Here is a 19421-nt window from a genome sequence, read left to right as displayed (position 1 = left end):
TAGAGTTAAACATAAGAAATATTTGGGTTGTCGTCTGTTTTTCAACTCTTATTGTTGATTTTTTGTTAAGCCGAGGAACGGCATAGTATTTTTTTCCAGGGGTGGGAAAAAAGGATATTCAGGAGAAAATGTGCCACATATCCGTCAGTTATGTTGGGTGGGATTACTGTGCTTAAGTGGCTCCGCCGCCGCCGCGAATGTACGCTTACAGGTCGAAGGATTATCAGGGCCGCTGGAGAAAAACGTCCGTGCGCAGCTGTCCACGATTCAAAGTGATGAAGTCACTCCAGACCGACGCTTTCGTGCGCGCGTTGATGATGCCATCCGCGAAGGGCTAAAAGCGCTGGGCTACTTTGAGCCGACCATTGATTTTGAACTGCGTCCACCGCCGGCGAAAGGCCGCCAGGTGCTGATTGCCAAAGTGACCCCCGGCGAGCCGGTGCTGATTGGTGGCACTGAGGTGATTTTGCGCGGTGGCGCGCGTACGGATAAAGATTATCTGGATCTGCTGAAAACGCGCCCGGCAATCGGCACCGTGCTGAATCAGGGGGACTATGACAACTTCAAAAAGTCACTCACCAGCGTGGCGCTGCGTAAAGGTTATTTCGACAGTGAATTTAATAAAAGCCAGCTTGGAATAGCGCTTGAGCGTCGCCAGGCGTTCTGGGATATCGATTACAACAGCGGCGAACGCTATCGCTTTGGGCATGTCACTTTTGAAGGCTCGCAAATTCGCGATGAGTATCTGCAAAATCTGGTGCCCTTTAAAGAAGGTGAAGAGTACGAGTCGAAAGATCTGGGCGAACTGAACCGTCGTCTGTCGGCGACCGGATGGTTTAATTCCGTGGTCGTCGCACCGGAGTTTGATAAAGCCCGCAAAACCAAAGTGCTGCCGCTGAAAGGCGTGGTCTCACCGCGAACCGAAAACACCATCGAAACCGGGGTCGGCTATTCAACTGACGTCGGGCCACGGGTGAAGACCTCGTGGAAAAAGCCGTGGATGAACTCCTACGGCCATAGCCTGACGACCAGCGCCAGTATCTCGGCGCCAGAGCAGGTGCTTGATTTCAGCTATAAAATGCCGCTGTTAAAGAACCCGCTGGAACAGTATTACCTGGTACAGGGCGGCTTTAAGCGTACCGATTTAAACGACACCGAGCAGGATTCCACAACGCTTGCGGTTTCCCGCTACTGGGACCTCTCCAGCGGCTGGCAGCGCGCGATTAACCTGCGCTGGAGTCTCGACCACTTTACCCAGGGTAACGTCACCAACACCACTATGCTGCTCTATCCGGGCGTGATGATCAGCCGGACGCGCTCACGCGGCGGCCTGATGCCTGTCTGGGGCGACTCTCAGCGTTATTCCATTGATTACTCCAACACGGCCTGGGGTTCAGACGTTGATTTCTCCGTCTTCCAGGCGCAAAACGTCTGGATCCGCACGCTGTACGACAGGCATCGCTTTGTGATGCGCGGCAACCTCGGCTGGATTGAAACCGGAGACTTCGACAAAGTACCGCCGGACCTGCGTTTCTTTGCCGGGGGCGATCGCAGTATTCGCGGCTACAAATACAAATCTATTTCGCCGGAAGGCAGCGACGGCAAGCTGAAAGGGGCCTCTAAGCTGGCAACTGGCTCGTTGGAATACCAGTACAACGTGACCGGTAAATGGTGGGGCGCGATGTTTGTCGATAGCGGTGAAGCGGTCAGCGATATTCGCCGAAGCGATTTCAAAACCGGTGCCGGGGTCGGCGTACGCTGGCAATCACCAGTGGGACCTATCAAGCTCGACTTTGCCGTCCCGGTCGGCGACAAAGATGAACATGGTTTACAGTTTTACATCGGTCTGGGGCCTGAATTATGAGTTTATGGAAGAAGATAAGCCTCGGCGTGCTGATTTTTATCCTGCTGTTGTTAGGCACGGTGGCGTTCCTCGTCGGTACCACCTCGGGCCTGCATCTGATCTTCAAAGCAGCTAATCGGTGGGTTCCGGGTCTGGAAATTGGTCAGGTCACCGGCGGCTGGCGGGATCTATCACTGAAAAATATTCGCTACGACCAGCCAGGCGTGGCGGTGAATGCTGGTGAAGTGCATTTGGCCGTGGGGCTTAACTGTCTGTGGGACAGCAGCCTGTGCGTCAACGATCTGGCGCTGAAAAACATCAACGTGGCAATCGACAGCAAAAAGATGCCGCCATCCGCGCCGGTAGAGGAAGAAGAGAGCGGTCCGCTTAATCTTTCCACGCCTTACCCCATCACGCTTTCGCGCGTGGCGCTGAACAACATCAATATCAAAATCGATGACACCACGGTTTCAGTGCTGGATTTTACTTCCGGCCTGAACTGGCAGGAAAAAACGCTGACGTTGAAGCCAACGTCATTACAGGGGCTGCTGATTGCTCTGCCTAAAGTGGCGGAAGTGGCACAGGAAGAGGTTGTCGAACCGAAGATTCAAAACCCGCAGCCGGATGAAAAGCCGCTCGGCGAAACGCTAAAAGATCTGTTCTCAAAGCCGGTACTGCCGGAAATGACCGATGTCCATCTGCCGCTCAATCTCAATATTGAAGAGTTTCGCGGCGAGCAGCTGCGCGTGACTGGGGATACGGATTTAACGGTACATAGCATGCTGCTGAAAGTGAGCAGCATAGACGGCAACATGAAGCTCGACGCGCTGGATATCGACTCGAATCAGGGAACGGTAAAAGCCAGCGGCACGGCGCAACTGACCGACACGTGGTCGGTTGATATTACGTTAAACAGCACGCTAAACATCGACCCGTTAAAAGGCGAAAAGGTGAAGCTGAAGGTTGGCGGCGCGCTGCGCGAACAGCTGGAAGTCGGCGTCAATCTGTCTGGTCCGGTGGATATGGACCTGCGTGCGCAGACGCGCCTGGCAGAAGCCGGATTGCCGCTCAACATTGAGGTGGTGAGTAAGCAGGTTTACTGGCCGTTTACCGGTGAGAAACAGTTCCAGGCCGATGACATCAAGCTCAAACTGACCGGCAAGATGACCGACTATACGCTGTCGATGCGTACCGCCGTGAAAGGTCAGGATATTCCTCCGGCTATTATCACGCTGGACGCCAAAGGCAACGAGCAACAGATCAATCTCGATAAACTCAGCGTTGCGGCGCTGGAAGGGAAAACTGAGCTGAAAGCGCTGGTGGACTGGCAGCAGGCGATCAGCTGGCGCGGGGAGCTAACGCTGGATGGTATCAATACCGTGAAAGCGATCCCGGACTGGCCGTCAAAACTGAATGGCCTGGTGAAAACGCGCGGCAGTCTGTACGGCGGAAGCTGGCAGATGGAGGTTCCGGAGCTGAAGCTGACCGGCAACGTGAAACAGAACAAGGTCAATGTGAACGGTTCGCTGAAGGGGAATAGCTACCTGCAGTGGACGATCCCGGGCCTGCATCTGGAGCTGGGACGTAACAGTGCGGACGTAAAAGGCGAACTGGGGGTTAAAGACCTTAACCTCGACGCGACGATTGATGCCCCAAGCCTGGATAACGCGCTGCCGGGGCTGGGCGGTACGGCGAAAGGGCTGGTAAAAGTTCGCGGTACGGTTGAAGCACCACAGCTGCTGGCGGATATTACCGCCCGTGGTCTGCGCTGGCAGGAACTTTCCGTTGCTCAGGTGCGCGTCGAAGGCGATGTGAAATCGGCCGAGCAAATCGCCGGTAATCTCAACGTTCGCGTAGAGCGGATTGTACAACCTGACGTGAATATTGGTCTGGTGACGCTCAACGCCAAAGGCAGTGAAAAGCAGCATGAGCTGCAGTTACGCATTCAGGGTGAGCCGGTTTCCGGGCAACTGGATCTTGCCGGGAGCTTTGATCGCAAAGAACAGCGCTGGAAAGGAGAGTTAAGCAATACCCGTTTCCAGACGCCGGTCGGTCCGTGGTCGCTCAACCGGGCTATCGCGCTGGATTATCGTAATCAGGAACAGAAAATTAGTATCGGGCCGCACTGCTGGAACAACCCGAATGCGGAGCTGTGCGTACCACAAACCATTGATGCCGGTGCAGAAGGTCGCGCGGTGGTGAACCTTAACCGCTTCGACCTGGCTATGCTAAAACCGTTTATGCCGGAGACAACCCAGGCCAGCGGTGTGTTCACCGGCAAAGCTGATGTGAGCTGGGACACCACCAAAGAGGGGCTGCCACAGGGGCAGGTCACCCTGAGCGGACGTAACGTCAAGGTCACGCAAAGCGTGAATGATGCCCCGCTCCCCGTAGCGTTTGAAACGCTGAATCTGACCGCCGACCTGCACAATAACCGTGCCGAGTTGGGCTGGCTGATTCGTCTGACCAACAACGGGCAGTTTGACGGGCAGGTTCAGGTAACGGACCCGCAAGGGCGTCGTAATCTGGGCGGTAACGTCAATATTCGCAACTTCAATCTGGCGATGGTGAACCCCATCTTCTCGCGCGGTGAAAAAGCGGCAGGGATGATCAACGCCAACCTGCGGCTGGGCGGAGATGTGCAAAGCCCGCAGTTGCTCGGACAGCTGCAACTGAGCGGTCTGGATATTGACGGTAACTTCATGCCATTTGACATGCAGCCAAGCCAGTTAGCTGTTAACTTCGCCGGAACACGCTCAACGCTGGCGGGCGTGGTGCGTACGCAGCAGGGCGAAATTAACCTGAGCGGCGATGCCGACTGGAGTCAGATAGACAACTGGCGGGCGCGCGTTGCGGCTAAAGGCAGCAGGGTACGTATTACCGTACCGCCGATGGTCCGCCTGGATGTATCGCCGGACGTGGTCTTTGAAGCTACACCAAGCCTGTTTACTCTCGATGGCAACGTGGATGTGCCGTGGGCGCGTATCGTGGTACATGACCTGCCGGAAAGCGCGGTTGGGGTTTCCAGCGATATGGTCATGCTTAACAACAATCTGCAGCCCGAGAAACCGCAGACCGCCGGTATTCCGATCAACAGCAACCTGCACATCCACGTTGGTAACAACGTGCGTCTTGACGCCTTTGGTCTGAAAGCGCGTCTGACGGGCGATCTGAAAGTGGTGCAGGATAAGCAAGGTCTGGGGCTTAACGGGCAAATTAATATCCCGAGCGGTCGCTTCCACGCCTATGGTCAGGATCTGATTGTGCGTAAGGGCGAGCTGTTGTTCTCCGGTCCGCCGGATCAGCCGTTGCTCAACATCGAAGCGATTCGTAACCCAGATGCCACCGAAGACGATGTGATCGCTGGCGTTCGCGTCACCGGTACCGCCGATGAACCGAAGGCGGAGATCTTCTCCGACCCGGCAATGTCGCAGCAAATGGCGCTTTCCTACCTGCTACGTGGACAAGGGCTGGATAGCGAACAGAGCGATAGCGCAGCGATGACTTCAATGCTTATTGGTCTGGGGGTTGCACAAAGTGGTCAGGTTGTGGGTAAAATCGGGGAGACATTTGGCGTAAGCAATCTGGCACTGGACACGCAAGGGGTGGGCGACTCATCTCAGGTGGTTGTCAGCGGATACGTACTGCCAGGTCTGCAGGTGAAATATGGTGTGGGTATATTTGACTCCTTAGCGACACTCACGCTACGTTATCGTCTGATGCCTAAGCTATATCTGGAAGCAGTGTCTGGCGTAGATCAGGCACTTGATTTGCTCTATCAGTTCGAGTTTTAGCAATGCGAATATTTGTCTACGGCAGTTTACGAACCAAACAAGGCAACAGCCACTGGATGACCAATGCCCTGTTGCTGGGAAATTTCAGTATCGATAACTACCAGTTGTACAGCCTGGGCCACTATCCAGGCGCGGTTCCGGGAAATGGAACAGTACACGGGGAAGTTTATCGTATTGATAACGCCACGCTGGCAGAGCTTGACGCTCTGCGTACCCGCGGCGGTGAATACGCACGCCAGTTAATTCAAACGCCGTACGGAAGTGCATGGATGTACGTGTACCAACGTCCGGTTGATGGCTTAACGCTGATTGAAAGCGGTAACTGGTTAGACAGAGACCAGTACTGATATATCGCCTACCAGAATAAACAACGCCGCCTTCGGGTGGCGTTGTTTATTAAAGGCTTAAAACTCCACGCGCGCGCCGAGGTTATAGCGGCGTCCTTCCACCTGCGCGGATTCATTCCATGCAGTCGTCAGTTTCGGATCCTCATCCAGCACGTTGTAGATCCCTGCCATCAGCTGCGTGTGCTTATTGAGCTTATAACGTACGCCTACGTCGACCATCGTGTAGTCATCATACTTATAGTTATTGCCGCTGTTGCGGTTACTGCTGCGGTAATTCACCGTACTCCATACGTCCAGACTCTGCGTTGCCGCCCAGTTCAGCGACAGGTTCGCCATATGGCGCGGATAATCGTTGAGCGCGTAGCCTTTGTTTACGCCGCTTTTCTGTTCGCTGTGGTTCCAGGTGTAGTTAGCGTTGGCTTTCACATCGGTGCTAATCTGCCAGTCGGCATTCAGTTCTATACCGTACACGTCCGCCTTGCTGACGTTGAAGTATTTACTGACGGAGTCCGCCTTGTAGCCATTCACGGAGCACTGATTCGTCGATGTGGTTTCGCAAATGGTTTGTTCAGCAATTTTGTCTTTGAACTGCGTATAGAAGACGGTGCTATCCAGCGACAGCGCATTCCCCGTCCAGTAGAGGCCCAGCTCAGAGTTAACGCTTTGTTCTGGTTTCAGATCGTCGTTACCGACGGTCAGGAAGGGATAAGGTACAGTCGAGCCGTATGGGGTGACAAAGTCGCTGGATGTCGCACGCAGCTCAGGTTTTTTATAACCTGCGGAAACGCCGCCCTTCAGCGCCCAGTCATTGCTGAAGGCCCAGTTACCGTACATTTTCGGCGTAATATGTGTGCCAAAGTTATCATCCTGGTCCATACGCGCTGATGTGGTCAGGATGAAGTCGTCAATGCTCCAGCCGTCTTCAGCAAACAATGCCCAACCGTTACGGCTGATTTTTGTCACTGGCTCAGATCCGGGCAGCGTTTTGTTGGCCACATCAAAGCGGTCATTCAGCTCTTCGCGGGTGAAATTCGCCCCAACGGTCAGTTTATGGTTGTCGAGCGTGAAGGTGGTTTGCGAATTGGCGACGTAGTTCTCCATCTGCACATACTGCGGCGACTGGCTGTCATAAACGTACTTTGAACGGCCTTTTTCATAGTTTATGTAGTTGGTCGTTGCGATGGTGTCGTCGGCATACCAGCCGGTATGCGTTAGGGTGGCGGCGTTACGATCGAACAGCCATGACCACGGCGCGCCGCGCTTCTGGGTACGGTTTTTCTCCTGCTCACCGGTGACCACATTGAGGTCGAACAGGTTATTTTCGCTAGCGGCCAGGCCCAGCGTCATATCAACGGATTTACGGTTGTGTTTGCCGAAATAGTTATTGCGATCGTCATCGCGACGGTCGAGCCAGTCGGCCGCTACGCTAAGGCCGAGAACATCGGGCACAATCGGCCCCATGGTAAACAGATTCATCTGGCTGGTATTACCCAAATACTGGTGCTCCTGAAGCCAGGTATTGGCGGCAATTGCCGTTGTCCACTCTTTTGCACCATACGGTTTTTTGGTAATAACGTTGACCACACCGCCGATGGCATCTGAGCCGTACAGCGAGGACATGGGCCCGCGGATAACTTCGATACGCTCAATGGCCTCCATCGGCGGTAAGAAGTTGGCTTCAGTACCGATGTCATGCCCGTAAGGGCGAGATTCACCGGTATTTTGTTTGACGCTGTTGACCATAAACGCGGTATAGGACGGGTCCATGCCGCGGATCATAATGCTGCCAGCGTTCATGCCGCTGCTGTTAGTGACCGAGACGCCAGGAAGGTTTTTAATCGCTTCACCAATGCTACGGTCCGGCTGAATATCCAGCGTTTTACGATCGATAACGGAAATGGTGGCTGGCGCTTCGCGCTTTTGCTGCGAGAACCCGGATGCGGTGATCACCATTTCATCTTCGCTATTGCGTGAGGTTTCGGTGAGTTCTTCTGCCTGAGTGGGGAAAATAACACCGCCTGAGAATGCAACGATCCCTGTCAGCGTAATAAGTTGACGCGTTTTCATAATATAGACACCTGAAAAGTAAAAAATAAAAGCATCACCTTGCAGCCCAGAAAAGCTGCAAGGTGTCAGAAGCGTTTTTAATTATTAATATTTGGAGAGGTCGATTTTCAGCACGTAGTCGGGCTTCACACCTGCCATTTTTTCCGGCTGTTTGACGCTGACATACAGGGTGTTGGCATCAGACGAGAGCGCCAGGCTGTTAGGTAACGCATTGGTTTCAATGCTTTGTTTTACCTGATAAGTCTTGCTGTCCACAATGCTGATGCGTTTTGCATTTCGGTGGGTGATATACACTTCTTGGCGTTTTTCGTTATATATCACCGCCAGCGAGTTGATAACCTTAATGGGGGCAATAACCTTACCGGTATTAATATCAACAACCAGTACATCCGCTAAATCAGGATCGGTCAGGAATGCGCGATTATTTTTTGCATCCAAAGCAATATTCAGGAAAAAATGTTTTTTGCCTGGCTCAATGCTAAAGCGGCTAATAATTTGATGGTTGGTGGTATCCAGTGTAATAAGTTCGTTGCGGCCATTTACGACATACAGGCGGTTCTTATTTGCATCGACGGCCATGCCGGTCGGATACTGGCCCATGTTTTCAAGGGTAGCGATTTTCTCGCGCTTTTGCGTATCCACCACCCAGACAATGCCTTTTTCAGCCACGCCGGAAACGTACAGGCGGTGATGCTGTTTATCGAGCACCATTTCGCGGGTATGGACAATTTCTTTCGGGTTTTTGGCTTCGCTCAGTTGCAGTATCGCCAGCTCTTTACCGCTGCGGGTATCAATGAGTGTGACGGAACCCTCCAGCGTGTTACCCACGTACAGCACCTGATTTTCTTCATCCAGGGCAGTGGCAAAGGCACGACGGCTGGTTTCGATAACTTCAGTCGTGGTGAGTTTCTCCAGATCGAGTTTATAGATAAGCCCGCTGGTTTTATCTTTATCAAACGACGGCGACGAGGCAGCAAAAAGCGCATTCTGCTGGCTATCAACCGCCAGTTCATACACGCCGTTGCCAACGTCGCGGGTCAGAAAATCTTTCTCAGGTAGCGTCTGTGCCACGCTGGACAGGCTGGTAAATAACAGTGCTATGGCGAGAGCCACGCAGGAATAGCGTTTCAGGGACTTCACATTGTGGAGGTTCATTGACTTTTATTCACATTTATTTACATGCTGAGAATGATAATGAGATCTAATCTCATTCGCAATTAACATAAATGAAATGTGACTACCCAATCTGGTAGGTCAAAAAGAAACAGCGAAGGGGAGGGGGAAAAGAAAGTAGAAATTAAGAAACCCTTACTAACCAGGGGCTGGCGTTCAGGGCTTTACGCTAACGCGAACTTACTTCTTCGCGCGCTCGAAGGAAGCAACGATTTCAGCTTTAGCAGCTTCAGCGTTGTCCCAACCGTCAACTTTCACCCATTTGCCCGCTTCGAGATCTTTGTAGTGTTCGAAGAAGTGGGTGATCTGCGCTTTCAGCAGTTCCGGCAGATCGGTCACATCTTTGATGTGATCGTATTCTTTGCTCAGCTTGGTGTGCGGTACAGCAACCAGTTTCGCATCTTCACCGGATTCGTCGGTCATTTTCAGTACGCCAACCGGACGGCAGCGGATCACTGAACCTGGCTCCAGCGGGTACGGAGTCGGGACCAGAACGTCTACCGGGTCACCATCCAGAGACAGGGTGTGGTTGATGTAACCGTAGTTGCACGGATAGAACATCGCGGTGGACATGAAGCGGTCAACGAACAGGGCGCCGCTCTCTTTGTCAACTTCGTATTTGATCGGATCTGCGTTTGCAGGGATCTCGATAACAACGTAGATATCTTCCGGCAGGTCTTTACCGGCAGGGACGTTGAGTAAGCTCATGTCTGTTTCCTTTAAATAAGCTATGGCAAACAAGTGGCGGGTATTATAGCCAACTCGCGCGGAATGTCTCCGCTTGTTTTCGCTTTCTCTGCGTGCATTTTCTTCTTTTTACCTCTCTCTCGTGACAGAAAAATCCATATCTTCAGCCGCATTTTTCATAGTGAGATGAAAGCGATTACAAAGTTGTGATTAACGTTTTATTTACTTTTTTGAAGTGTGATGTAACGCAATCCGTTACATGCTCAATTGTCTATAGTTTTTTCGCAACGGTTAATTAACCAACAATAATCACCCTACGAGGACGCACTTATGTGGAAGCGCTTACTTTTAGTCACAGCAGTTTCGGCAGCCATGTCGTCTATGGCAATGGCAGCCCCTTTAACCGTAGGATTTTCGCAGGTTGGCTCTGAATCCGGCTGGCGCGCCGCAGAAACCAACGTTGCGAAAAGCGAGGCTGAAAAGCGTGGTATTACGCTGAAAATCGCTGACGGCCAGCAAAAGCAGGAAAACCAGATTAAAGCAGTTCGCTCATTTGTTGCGCAGGGCGTTGACGCGATCTTTATTGCGCCGGTCGTGGCAACGGGTTGGGAGCCGGTTTTAAAAGAAGCTAAAGATGCCGACATTCCGGTCTTTTTGCTCGATCGTTCCATCGATGTAAAAGACAAATCTCTCTATATGACCACCGTCACCGCCGACAACGTATTGGAAGGTAAATTGATCGGCGACTGGCTGATTAAACAAGTGGACGGCAAGCCGTGTAACGTCGTTGAGCTGCAAGGGACCGTCGGGGCCAGCGTGGCGATCGATCGTAAAAAAGGCTTTGCTGAAGCTATCGCTAACGCGCCAAACATCAAAATTATCCGCTCTCAGTCCGGCGACTTCACCCGCAGTAAAGGGAAAGAAGTGATGGAGAGCTTTATCAAAGCGGAAAACAACGGCAAGAACATCTGTATGGTTTACGCACACAACGATGACATGGTGATCGGTGCGATTCAGGCGATCAAAGAAGCGGGCCTGAAACCTGGCAAAGATATTCTCACCGGTTCTATCGATGGCGTACCGGATATCTACAAAGCGATGATTGACGGCGAAGCCAACGCCAGCGTCGAACTGACGCCGAATATGGCCGGCCCGGCATTCGACGCGCTGGAGAAATTCAAAAAAGACGGCACGATGCCTGAGAAGCTGACCATTACCAAATCGATCCTCTATCTGCCGGATACGGCGAAAGAAGAGTTAGAGAAGAAGAAAAACATGGGCTACTAGTTTTTCTGTCGGTTTTCCGTAGGCGGGATAAGGCGTTACGCCGCCATCCGGCATTTGTTGCCTGATGGCGCTGCGCTTATCAGGCCTACGAAACGCCGTGACCTCGTACCGGAGGAATGCCATGACCACCGACCAACATCAGGAAATCCTCCGCACCGAAGGATTAAGCAAATTCTTTCCCGGCGTCAAAGCGTTGGATAACGTGGATTTCAGCTTGCGTCGCGGTGAAATTATGGCGCTGCTGGGAGAAAACGGAGCCGGCAAATCGACGCTCATCAAAGCGCTGACCGGCGTTTACCATGCCGATCGTGGCACTATCTGGCTCGAAGGCCAACCGATTTCCCCCAAAAACACCGCCCATGCCCAGCAACTGGGGATTGGCACCGTGTACCAGGAAGTGAACCTGCTGCCCAATATGTCGGTTGCCGATAACTTATTTATTGGTCGTGAACCGCGGCGCTTTGGCCTGCTCCAGCGCAAACAGATGGAAAAACGCGCGACGGAGCTGATGGCGTCATACGGTTTTTCCCTCGACGTGCGCGAGCCGCTGAACCGCTTTTCCGTGGCGATGCAACAAATCGTCGCCATCTGTCGGGCGATCGATCTCTCCGCGAAAGTGCTGATCCTCGATGAGCCGACCGCCAGCCTTGATACCCAGGAAGTTGAAATGCTGTTTGGCCTGATGCGACATCTGCGCGATCGGGGCGTCAGTCTGATCTTCGTCACCCACTTTCTCGATCAGGTTTATCAGGTCAGCGATCGCATTACCGTTCTGCGTAACGGCGGCTTCGTTGGCTGCCGTGAAACCCGAGAACTGCCTCAGATCGAACTGGTCAAAATGATGCTGGGCCGTGAACTGGATACCCATGCACTACAGCGTGCGGGCCGCACGTTGCTGAGTGATAAACCGGTGGCGGCATTCAGCGGCTTTGGCAAAAAAGGCACCATCGCGCCATTTGATCTACAGGTGCGTCCCGGTGAGATCGTCGGTCTCGCCGGACTACTGGGATCCGGGCGAACGGAAACGGCGGAGGTGATCTTCGGTATTAAACCCGCCGACAGCGGAAGTGCGCTGATCAAAGGCAAATCGCAGACTTTGCGCTCGCCACATCAGGCTTCGTGTCTGGGGATCGGTTTCTGTCCGGAGGATCGCAAAACGGATGGCATTATTGCCGCCGCTTCGGTGCGGGAAAACATCATTCTGGCATTGCAGGCGCAGCGCGGCTGGCTGCGGCCTATTCCCCGTAAAGAGCAAAACGAGATTGCCGAGCGGTTTATCCGCCAGCTTGGTATTCGTACTCCAAACGCCGAGCAACCGATCGAATTTCTCTCCGGCGGCAATCAGCAAAAAGTATTGCTCTCGCGCTGGTTACTGACCAAACCGCAGTTCCTGATCCTCGATGAACCCACGCGTGGGATCGACGTTGGCGCGCATGCGGAGATCATCCGCCTGATCGAAACGCTGTGCGCGGATGGTCTGGCGCTGCTGGTCATTTCATCCGAACTGGAAGAGTTAGTGGGCTATGCCGATCGGGTCATTATTATGCGCGATCGCAAACAGGTGGCAGAGATCCCACTGGCTGAACTGTCCGTACCGGCAATCATGAACGCCATTGCGGCCTAAGGAGACTATGGTGATGCCTCAATCTCTCCCTCAATCCAATCCGCCTAAACGGCGGTTCCGTTGGCCAAAGGGGATGCCACAGCTGGTGGCGTTGTTGCTGGTGCTGCTGGTGGATAGCCTGGTCGCGCCGCACTTCTACCAGGTGATTTTGCAGGATGGTCGGCTGTTCGGTAGCCCGATTGATATTCTCAACCGTGCCGCACCCGTGGCGCTGTTGGCGATAGGTATGACGCTGGTGATTGCCACCGGCGGCATCGACCTTTCCGTTGGCGCCGTTATGGCTATTGCTGGTGCCACCACCGCGGCGATGACGGTGGCTGGGCACAGTCTGCCGGTGGTGCTACTTGCCGCCTTAGGTTCCGGTATTCTGGCTGGGCTGTGGAACGGGATACTGGTGGCCATCCTTAAGATCCAACCGTTCGTCGCCACGCTTATCCTGATGGTGGCCGGGCGCGGGGTGGCGCAGCTAATCACCTCCGGGCAGATCGTCACCTTCAACTCGCCTGAACTGTCATGGTTTGGTAGCGGTTCGCTCCTACTGTTCCCCACACCAGTAATCATTGCACTGTTAACGCTGGTGGTGTTCTGGCTGCTGACGCGGAAAACGGCGCTGGGTATGTTTATCGAAGCGGTGGGTATCAACATTCGTGCGGCAAAAAACGCCGGGGTGAATACCCGCATTATCGTGATGCTCACCTATGTGCTGAGCGGCCTGTGCGCGGCTATCGCCGGCATTATCGTCACGGCGGATATCCGGGGGGCAGATGCCAATAACGCCGGATTATGGCTGGAGCTGGATGCCATCCTGGCGGTGGTTATCGGCGGCGGCTCGCTGATGGGCGGGCGCTTTAACCTGCTGCTGTCGGTGGTAGGCGCGTTGATTATTCAGGGCATGAACACCGGGATTTTGCTGTCGGGCTTCCAGCCGGAACTGAATCAGGTGGTCAAAGCCGTGGTGGTGTTGTGTGTGCTGGTCGTGCAGTCGCAACGCTTTATCAGCCTGATAAAAGGAGTGCGTGGTCATGATAAAACGTAATTTACCGCTGATGATCACCCTCGGCGTGTTTGTGCTGGGTTATCTCTACTGCCTGACGCAGTTTCCCGCTTTTGCTTCCACCCGGGTCATTTGCAATATCCTGACCGATAACGCCTTTCTGGGCATCATTGCCGTAGGCATGACCTTCGTGATCCTCTCTGGCGGGATCGACCTTTCCGTTGGCTCGGTGATCGCCTTTACCGGCGTATTTCTGGCAAAGGCCATTGGTTTTTGGGGCATTTCCCCGCTGCTGGCGTTCCCATTGGTTTTGCTGATGGGCTGCGCGTTTGGTGCGTTTATGGGGTTACTGATTGATGCGCTGAAGATCCCGGCATTTATTATCACCCTGGCGGGAATGTTCTTCCTGCGCGGCGTCAGCTATCTGGTCTCTGAAGAATCTATCCCAATTAATCATCCGGTTTATGACACGCTCTCAAGCCTGGCATGGAAAATTCCCGGCGGTGGTCGCCTGAGCGCGATGGGATTGCTGATGCTGGCGGTTGTCGTCATCGGCATATTCCTGGCGCACCGTACGCGCTTTGGTAATCAGGTTTACGCGATTGGCGGCAACGCCACCTCTGCCAACCTGATGGGCATCTCAACTCGCAGCACCACCATCCGCATTTATATGCTGTCTACCGGGCTTGCGACGCTTGCCGGCATTGTCTTTTCCATTTACACCCAGGCGGGCTATGCGCTGGCGGGCGTTGGCGTCGAACTGGATGCGATAGCCTCAGTGGTGATTGGCGGAACGCTGCTCAGCGGTGGAGTCGGTACAGTGTTAGGGACGTTGTTTGGCGTCGCCATTCAGGGGCTGATCCAGACCTACATTAATTTTGACGGCACATTAAGTTCCTGGTGGACGAAGATCGCGATTGGCATTTTATTGTTTATATTTATAGCGTTACAACGCGGTCTGACGGTGCTTTGGGAAAATCGTCAAAGCTCGCCGGTGACCCGAGTGGGTACGGCGGCAACACCAAAGTAACATCCTGATTTTGCACAAAACATTTAAATACCTAAACTTTTTCCGGTTGTAGTCGATAGGTTCTGTACAGGTCTGTTTTAACCCTACAACCGGAAATATAACGATGCCAAAATCCCTTTCAATTCGATCAAGTTTGTTGGTGTTATTGTCTCTGCTGACGTTCCTTCTGTTACTGACCGGTGGTATGGGGCTATATGCTTCTACCCGTGTCATTACATCGTTGATTTATCACGGTATTATGAGCGCTGCGATGTTGGCTGCTATCGCATTGCTGGCGGTCATTTGGTTTATGCTGCGAAATAAGTTTCTCAAACCGTTGGATAACATGGTTGAGCAACTGGAACGTCTGGCAACGGGGGATTTGTCGCCGGTTACCGCGTTGTCGGCCAGCGCCGAATTCAACCGCCTGAATGCGGCAATGGATGACATGCGCCATGCGCTGGGCGACTCGGTACAGCGCGTACGCGATGCCAGCTCGCAAATTGATATTGGCAGTCGTGAACTGACGGCCGGTAACCAGCATCTGGCGCAACGCACTGAATCTACAGCCACTTCGCTGGAGCAGACCGCCGCCAGCATGGAAGAACTCACGGCGACGGTGAAACAGAATGCGCAGAACGCGGAACAGGCGCACCAGCTGGCAAAATCGGTGTCGGATACCGCCGATCGCGGTAGCGAAATGGTGTGCTATGTGATCGAGAAAATGCGCGATATTTCAGGAAGTTCCAGCCGAATCGCCGACATCCTCAGCGTGATTGATGGCATTGCTTTCCAGACCAATATTCTGGCGCTCAATGCTTCCGTTGAAGCGGCGCGAGCTGGTGAGCAGGGGCGGGGCTTTGCGGTTGTTGCTGGTGAAGTGCGTAATCTGGCCAGTCGCAGCGCCGAGGCGGCCAAAGAGATCCGTACGCTAATCAGCGATTCGCACACCCATGTGGGGGAAGGCAGTGAACTGGCGCAGCAGGCGGGCGAAACCATGGATGAAATCGCGACCGAGGTTATGCGTATGACCAAACTGATGCGTGAAATTGCCAGTGCGTCCCAGGAACAGAGTCGCGGCATAGAGCAGGTGAATATCGCGGTAATTCAGATGGATGAAACGGCGCAGCAAAACGCGGCGCTGGTGCAGCAGTCTTCAGCGGCTACCCGCTCGCTGGAAGAGCAGTCTTCAGCGCTAATCGAAGCAATGGCCGTATTTAAGCTACAGAAAGCGTAAGCAGACGATGGATTTTGTAGGCCGGATGGCAACGCTACGCGTTTTATCCGGCCTACGTCCGTGCGATGAATGATACTTACGCGTCCGGGAACTCGCGGATAAAGCGTTCTACATCTTCAACCATATGGTCGTTACCCACGAAGAAGGAGCGGCGCTGGTGCAGGCTTTCTGGGGTGATATCCAGAATGCGTTCTTTACCATCGCTGGCTTTGCCGCCCGCCTGCTCGGCCAGGAAGGCCATCGGGTTGCATTCATACAGCAGACGCAGTTTCCCTTGCGGGTGGCTGGCGGTGCTTGGGTACAGGTAGATCCCGCCTTTCAGCAGATTGCGATGGAAATCCGCAACCAGAGAGCCAATGTAGCGCGAGGTATACGGGCGCTGGGTTGGCTTATCTTCTTCCTGGCAGAATTTAATGTACTTCTTCACGCCGTTCGGGAATTTGATGTAGTTACCTTCGTTAATGGAGTACGTGCTGCCTTTCGCCGGGAAGCGCATACGTTCCTGGCTGAGGCAGAATACGCCCAGAGAAGGATCGTAAGTGAAGGCATGTACGCCACAGCCGGTGGTATACACCAGCATGGTGGAAGAACCATAAACAACGTAACCTGCAGCAACTTGCTTGTTGCCCGGTTGCAGGAAATCCTCTTCCGTGACCGGTGTGCCGACTGGGGTTACGCGGCGGTAAATAGAGAAAATCGTACCGACAGAGACGTTAACATCGATGTTGGATGAGCCATCCAGCGGATCCATTAGCACAACGTATTTAGCGTGTTCACAGCCTTCAAAGACGACGATTTCATCTTCTTCTTCTGAGGCAATGCCCGCCACAATGTCGCGCGCCTTCAGTGCAGCTTTCAGTTTTTCGTTCGCGAACAGATCGAGTTTTTGCTGAACCTCTCCCTGCACGTTCTCAGCACCGCTGGCACCCAGGATATCGACCAGACCGGCCTTATTGATATCGCGGTGGATGATCTTGGCGCCCAGCTTTATTGCCGACAACAAAGCAGTGAGTTCACCGGTAGCATGAGAAAACTCGTGCTGCTTTTCGACAATAAATTCACCTAACGTTTTCATAACACTTTCCCTGCAATTTATGTGGAGTAAAGCGACCGCAACAATATTAACAAATATTTCCATTGCTGCGCTTAGGTGAATCGCGCCAGCAAACTGCGGAATATCCTGAAATGCGTTTCTCACTTGCCGGACATGTGCGTAAAATGGCCCCCAGATTAAAAAAGGATAGTGACGTATGCGCATTCATATTTTGGGAATTTGTGGCACTTTCATGGGCGGTCTGGCGATGCTGGCGCGCTCGCTCGGTCATGAAGTAACCGGTTCGGACGCCAATGTGTATCCGCCGATGAGTACCTTACTTGAGAAGCAAGGCATTGATCTGATTCAGGGTTACGATGCCAGCCAGCTCGACCCACAGCCGGACCTGGTGATCATCGGCAATGCCATGACCCGTGGTAATCCATGCGTGGAAGCGGTGCTGGAAAAGAACATTCCGTACATGTCCGGCCCGCAGTGGCTGCATGACTTTGTCTTGCGCGATCGCTGGGTACTGGCGGTTGCTGGTACGCACGGCAAAACCACCACCGCCGGGATGGAGACCTGGATCCTCGAAGCCTGCGGCTATAAACCTGGCTTTGTGATTGGCGGCGTTCCGGGCAACTTTGAGGTTTCCGCACGCCTCGGCGAGAGCGACTTCTTCGTGATTGAAGCGGATGAGTACGACTGTGCGTTCTTCGACAAGCGTTCTAAATTCGTGCATTACTGCCCGCGCACGCTGATCCTCAATAACCTTGAGTTCGATCACGCGGATATCTTTGACGATCTGAAAGCTATTCAGAAACAGTTCCACCATCTGGTGCGTATCGTGCCGGGCCAGGGACGCATCATCTACCCGGAAAACGACATCAATCTGAAACAGACGATGGCGATGGGCTGCTGGAGCGAACAAGAGCTGGTGGGCGAACAAGGTCACTGGCAGGCGAAAAAACTGACCACCGATGCCTCCGAGTGGGAAGTGTGGCTGGACGGTGAAAAAGTCGGCGAAGTGAAGTGGGGCCTGGTGGGCGAGCACAACATGCACAACGGCCTGATGGCGATTGCAGCCGCGCGTCATGTTGGCGTCGTGCCTGCGGATGCGGCCAATGCATTGGGCTCGTTCATCAACGCCCGTCGCCGTCTTGAGCTGCGCGGTGAAGCCAATGGCGTGACGGTGTATGACGATTTTGCCCATCACCCGACGGCCATTCTGGCAACGCTTGCGGCACTGCGCGGTAAAGTGGGCGGCACGGCGCGCATCATCGCTGTGCTGGAACCTCGCTCGAACACCATGAAAATGGGCCTGTGCAAAGATGACCTGGCGCCGTCGTTAGGGCGTGCAGACGAAGTGTTCCTGCTGCAACCCCCGCACATTCCGTGGCAGGTAGCAGAAGTCGCTGAAGCCTGCGTTCAGCCGGCACACTGGAGCGGCGATGTGGATGCACTGGCAGATATGGTGGTGAAAACCGCGCAGCCTGGCGATCACATTCTGGTGATGAGCAACGGCGGGTTTGGCGGCATTCATCAAAAACTGCTGGATGGTCTGGCGAAGAAAGCTCAGGTGGAAGAAGAGTAAAAAAATGCCCGGTGGCGCTACGCTTACCGGGCCTACAACGGATCGTAGGCCGGATAAGGTATTTGCACCGCCATCCGGCACTTTCGGCGGACGAAGAGGTTAGGCCTCGTTTTCCGCCAGTTCACGCAGATACTGGAAGATCTGGCGGGAAGATTTTGGCGGCTTGTTGCCCGCTTTTTCTTTCCTGGCGTTACGCACCAGCGAACGCAGTTGCTGACGGTCGGCGTCAGGCCACAGGTTCATCACTTCTTCGATAGCTTCATCGCTACCGTCAACCATACGGTCACGCAGTTGCTCCAGCTTATGGAAGACAACGACCTGTTGGTTATGACGGTTTTTTAGCTTGTCCAACGCCTGACGGATAGGATCAACATCGCGCTGGCGCAACATTTTGCCAATCAGCTGCAGCTGACGACGGCGACCTTCCATCTTAATACGCTGGGCCAGCTCAATCGCGGCACGTAAATCCGCGGTGATGCTGCCAACTTACTGATTTAGTGTATGATGGTGTTTTTGAGGTGCTCCAGTGGCTTCTGTTTCTATCAGCTGTCCCTCCTGTTCAGCTACTGACGGGGTGGTGCGTAACGGCAAAAGCACTGCCGGACATCAGCGCTATCTCTGCTCTCACTGCCGTAAAACATGGCAACTGCAGTTCACTTACACCGCTTCTCAACCCGGTACGCACCAGAAAATCATTGATATGGCCATGAATGGCGTTGGATGCCGGGCAAC

14 protein-coding genes and 1 pseudogene are annotated in these 19421 nt (G+C 53.6%); 10 read left to right on the top strand and 5 right to left on the bottom strand.

Annotated elements, in window-relative coordinates; translation table 11 throughout:
* The first annotated feature begins 130 nt into the window (after positions 1 to 130).
* From tamA to OGX92_RS07245, 3 genes are read left to right on the top strand one after another with little or no spacing between them, the layout of a single operon-like run.
* The gene (tamA, locus tag OGX92_RS07255; RefSeq protein WP_003025718.1) at positions 131 to 1864 is read left to right on the top strand and encodes an autotransporter assembly complex protein TamA; all 1734 of its coding nucleotides are present in this window, start codon (positions 131 to 133) and stop codon (positions 1862 to 1864) included.
* Entirely contained in the window at positions 1861 to 5637 is a 3777-nt protein-coding gene (tamB, locus tag OGX92_RS07250) for an autotransporter assembly complex protein TamB (protein WP_286586378.1), read from the top strand. Before tamA ends, tamB begins: the two co-directional genes overlap by 4 nt.
* Before the next feature lie 2 nt (positions 5638 to 5639).
* Positions 5640 to 5984: a gamma-glutamylcyclotransferase family protein gene (locus OGX92_RS07245; RefSeq protein ID WP_003025723.1), complete on the top strand. Its 345-nt coding sequence runs from the start codon at positions 5640 to 5642 to the stop codon at positions 5982 to 5984.
* Positions 5985 to 6041: 57 nt separating this feature from the next.
* On the opposite strand, the gene OGX92_RS07240 is transcribed toward OGX92_RS07245, so the two are convergent.
* From OGX92_RS07240 to ppa, 3 genes are all read right to left on the bottom strand, one after another.
* Entirely contained in the window at positions 6042 to 8051 is a 2010-nt protein-coding gene (locus OGX92_RS07240) for a TonB-dependent receptor domain-containing protein (RefSeq protein ID WP_286586377.1), read from the bottom strand.
* 84 nt (positions 8052 to 8135) lie between these two features.
* The gene (gene yncE, locus OGX92_RS07235; protein ID WP_003830402.1) at positions 8136 to 9206 is read right to left on the bottom strand and encodes a 7-bladed beta-propeller protein YncE; all 1071 of its coding nucleotides are present in this window, start codon (positions 9204 to 9206) and stop codon (positions 8136 to 8138) included.
* Between the two features lie 198 nt (positions 9207 to 9404).
* A complete protein-coding gene (ppa, locus tag OGX92_RS07230) occupies positions 9405 to 9932 on the bottom strand; it encodes an inorganic diphosphatase (protein ID WP_003025726.1) in 528 nt (175 codons plus the stop codon).
* Between the two features lie 309 nt (positions 9933 to 10241).
* Here ppa and ytfQ point away from each other — a divergent pair, with 309 nt between their 5' ends.
* The 5 genes from ytfQ (at position 10242) to OGX92_RS07205 (ending at position 16062) form a co-directional block, all read left to right on the top strand.
* The gene (ytfQ, locus tag OGX92_RS07225; protein WP_008786033.1) at positions 10242 to 11198 is read left to right on the top strand and encodes a galactofuranose ABC transporter substrate-binding protein YtfQ; all 957 of its coding nucleotides are present in this window, start codon (positions 10242 to 10244) and stop codon (positions 11196 to 11198) included.
* A gap of 121 nt (positions 11199 to 11319) precedes the next feature.
* Positions 11320 to 12822: a galactofuranose ABC transporter, ATP-binding protein YtfR gene (gene ytfR, locus OGX92_RS07220; protein WP_191221901.1), complete on the top strand. Its 1503-nt coding sequence runs from the start codon at positions 11320 to 11322 to the stop codon at positions 12820 to 12822.
* A gap of 13 nt (positions 12823 to 12835) precedes the next feature.
* Positions 12836 to 13858 carry a galactofuranose ABC transporter, ATP-binding protein YtfT gene (ytfT, locus tag OGX92_RS07215; protein WP_008323019.1) on the top strand — a complete coding sequence of 341 codons (1023 nt, stop codon included), beginning with the start codon at positions 12836 to 12838 and terminating at the stop codon, positions 13856 to 13858.
* Complete coding sequence (yjfF, locus tag OGX92_RS07210) at positions 13845 to 14846, top strand: galactofuranose ABC transporter, permease protein YjfF (RefSeq protein ID WP_063941641.1); 1002 nt, start codon at positions 13845 to 13847, stop codon at positions 14844 to 14846. Before ytfT ends, yjfF begins: the two co-directional genes overlap by 14 nt.
* A gap of 103 nt (positions 14847 to 14949) precedes the next feature.
* Positions 14950 to 16062, top strand: coding sequence for a methyl-accepting chemotaxis protein (locus tag OGX92_RS07205; protein WP_008786037.1), 1113 nt, complete (start codon positions 14950 to 14952; stop codon positions 16060 to 16062).
* Positions 16063 to 16138: 76 nt separating this feature from the next.
* Here the strand turns inward: OGX92_RS07205 and fbp are convergent, their stop codons facing one another.
* On the bottom strand, positions 16139 to 17137 hold the full coding sequence (gene fbp / locus OGX92_RS07200; protein WP_003830390.1) for a class 1 fructose-bisphosphatase: 999 nt from the start codon (positions 17135 to 17137) through the stop codon (positions 16139 to 16141).
* A gap of 175 nt (positions 17138 to 17312) precedes the next feature.
* On the opposite strand from fbp, the gene mpl reads away from it, so the two are divergent.
* Positions 17313 to 18689, top strand: coding sequence for a UDP-N-acetylmuramate:L-alanyl-gamma-D-glutamyl-meso-diaminopimelate ligase (gene mpl / locus OGX92_RS07195; RefSeq protein ID WP_286586376.1), 1377 nt, complete (start codon positions 17313 to 17315; stop codon positions 18687 to 18689).
* 99 nt (positions 18690 to 18788) lie between these two features.
* Here mpl and yjgA read toward each other — a convergent pair.
* Positions 18789 to 19166 (bottom strand): annotated as a pseudogene (gene yjgA, locus OGX92_RS07190) (ribosome biogenesis factor YjgA); the annotation flags it as partial.
* A 49-nt stretch (positions 19167 to 19215) separates the two neighbouring features.
* Between yjgA and OGX92_RS07185 the strand changes: the two are divergent.
* Positions 19216 to 19421: IS1 family transposase (locus OGX92_RS07185; RefSeq protein ID WP_000179203.1), on the top strand; the 206-nt coding region annotated here is incomplete at its 3' end.

This window comes from Citrobacter sp. Cpo089, assembly GCF_030332695.1.
GTDB classification, from domain to species: domain Bacteria; phylum Pseudomonadota; class Gammaproteobacteria; order Enterobacterales; family Enterobacteriaceae; genus Citrobacter; species Citrobacter portucalensis.
Note: the sequence above shows the minus strand (reverse complement) of the source record. Positions and strands in the feature narration are given on the sequence as shown.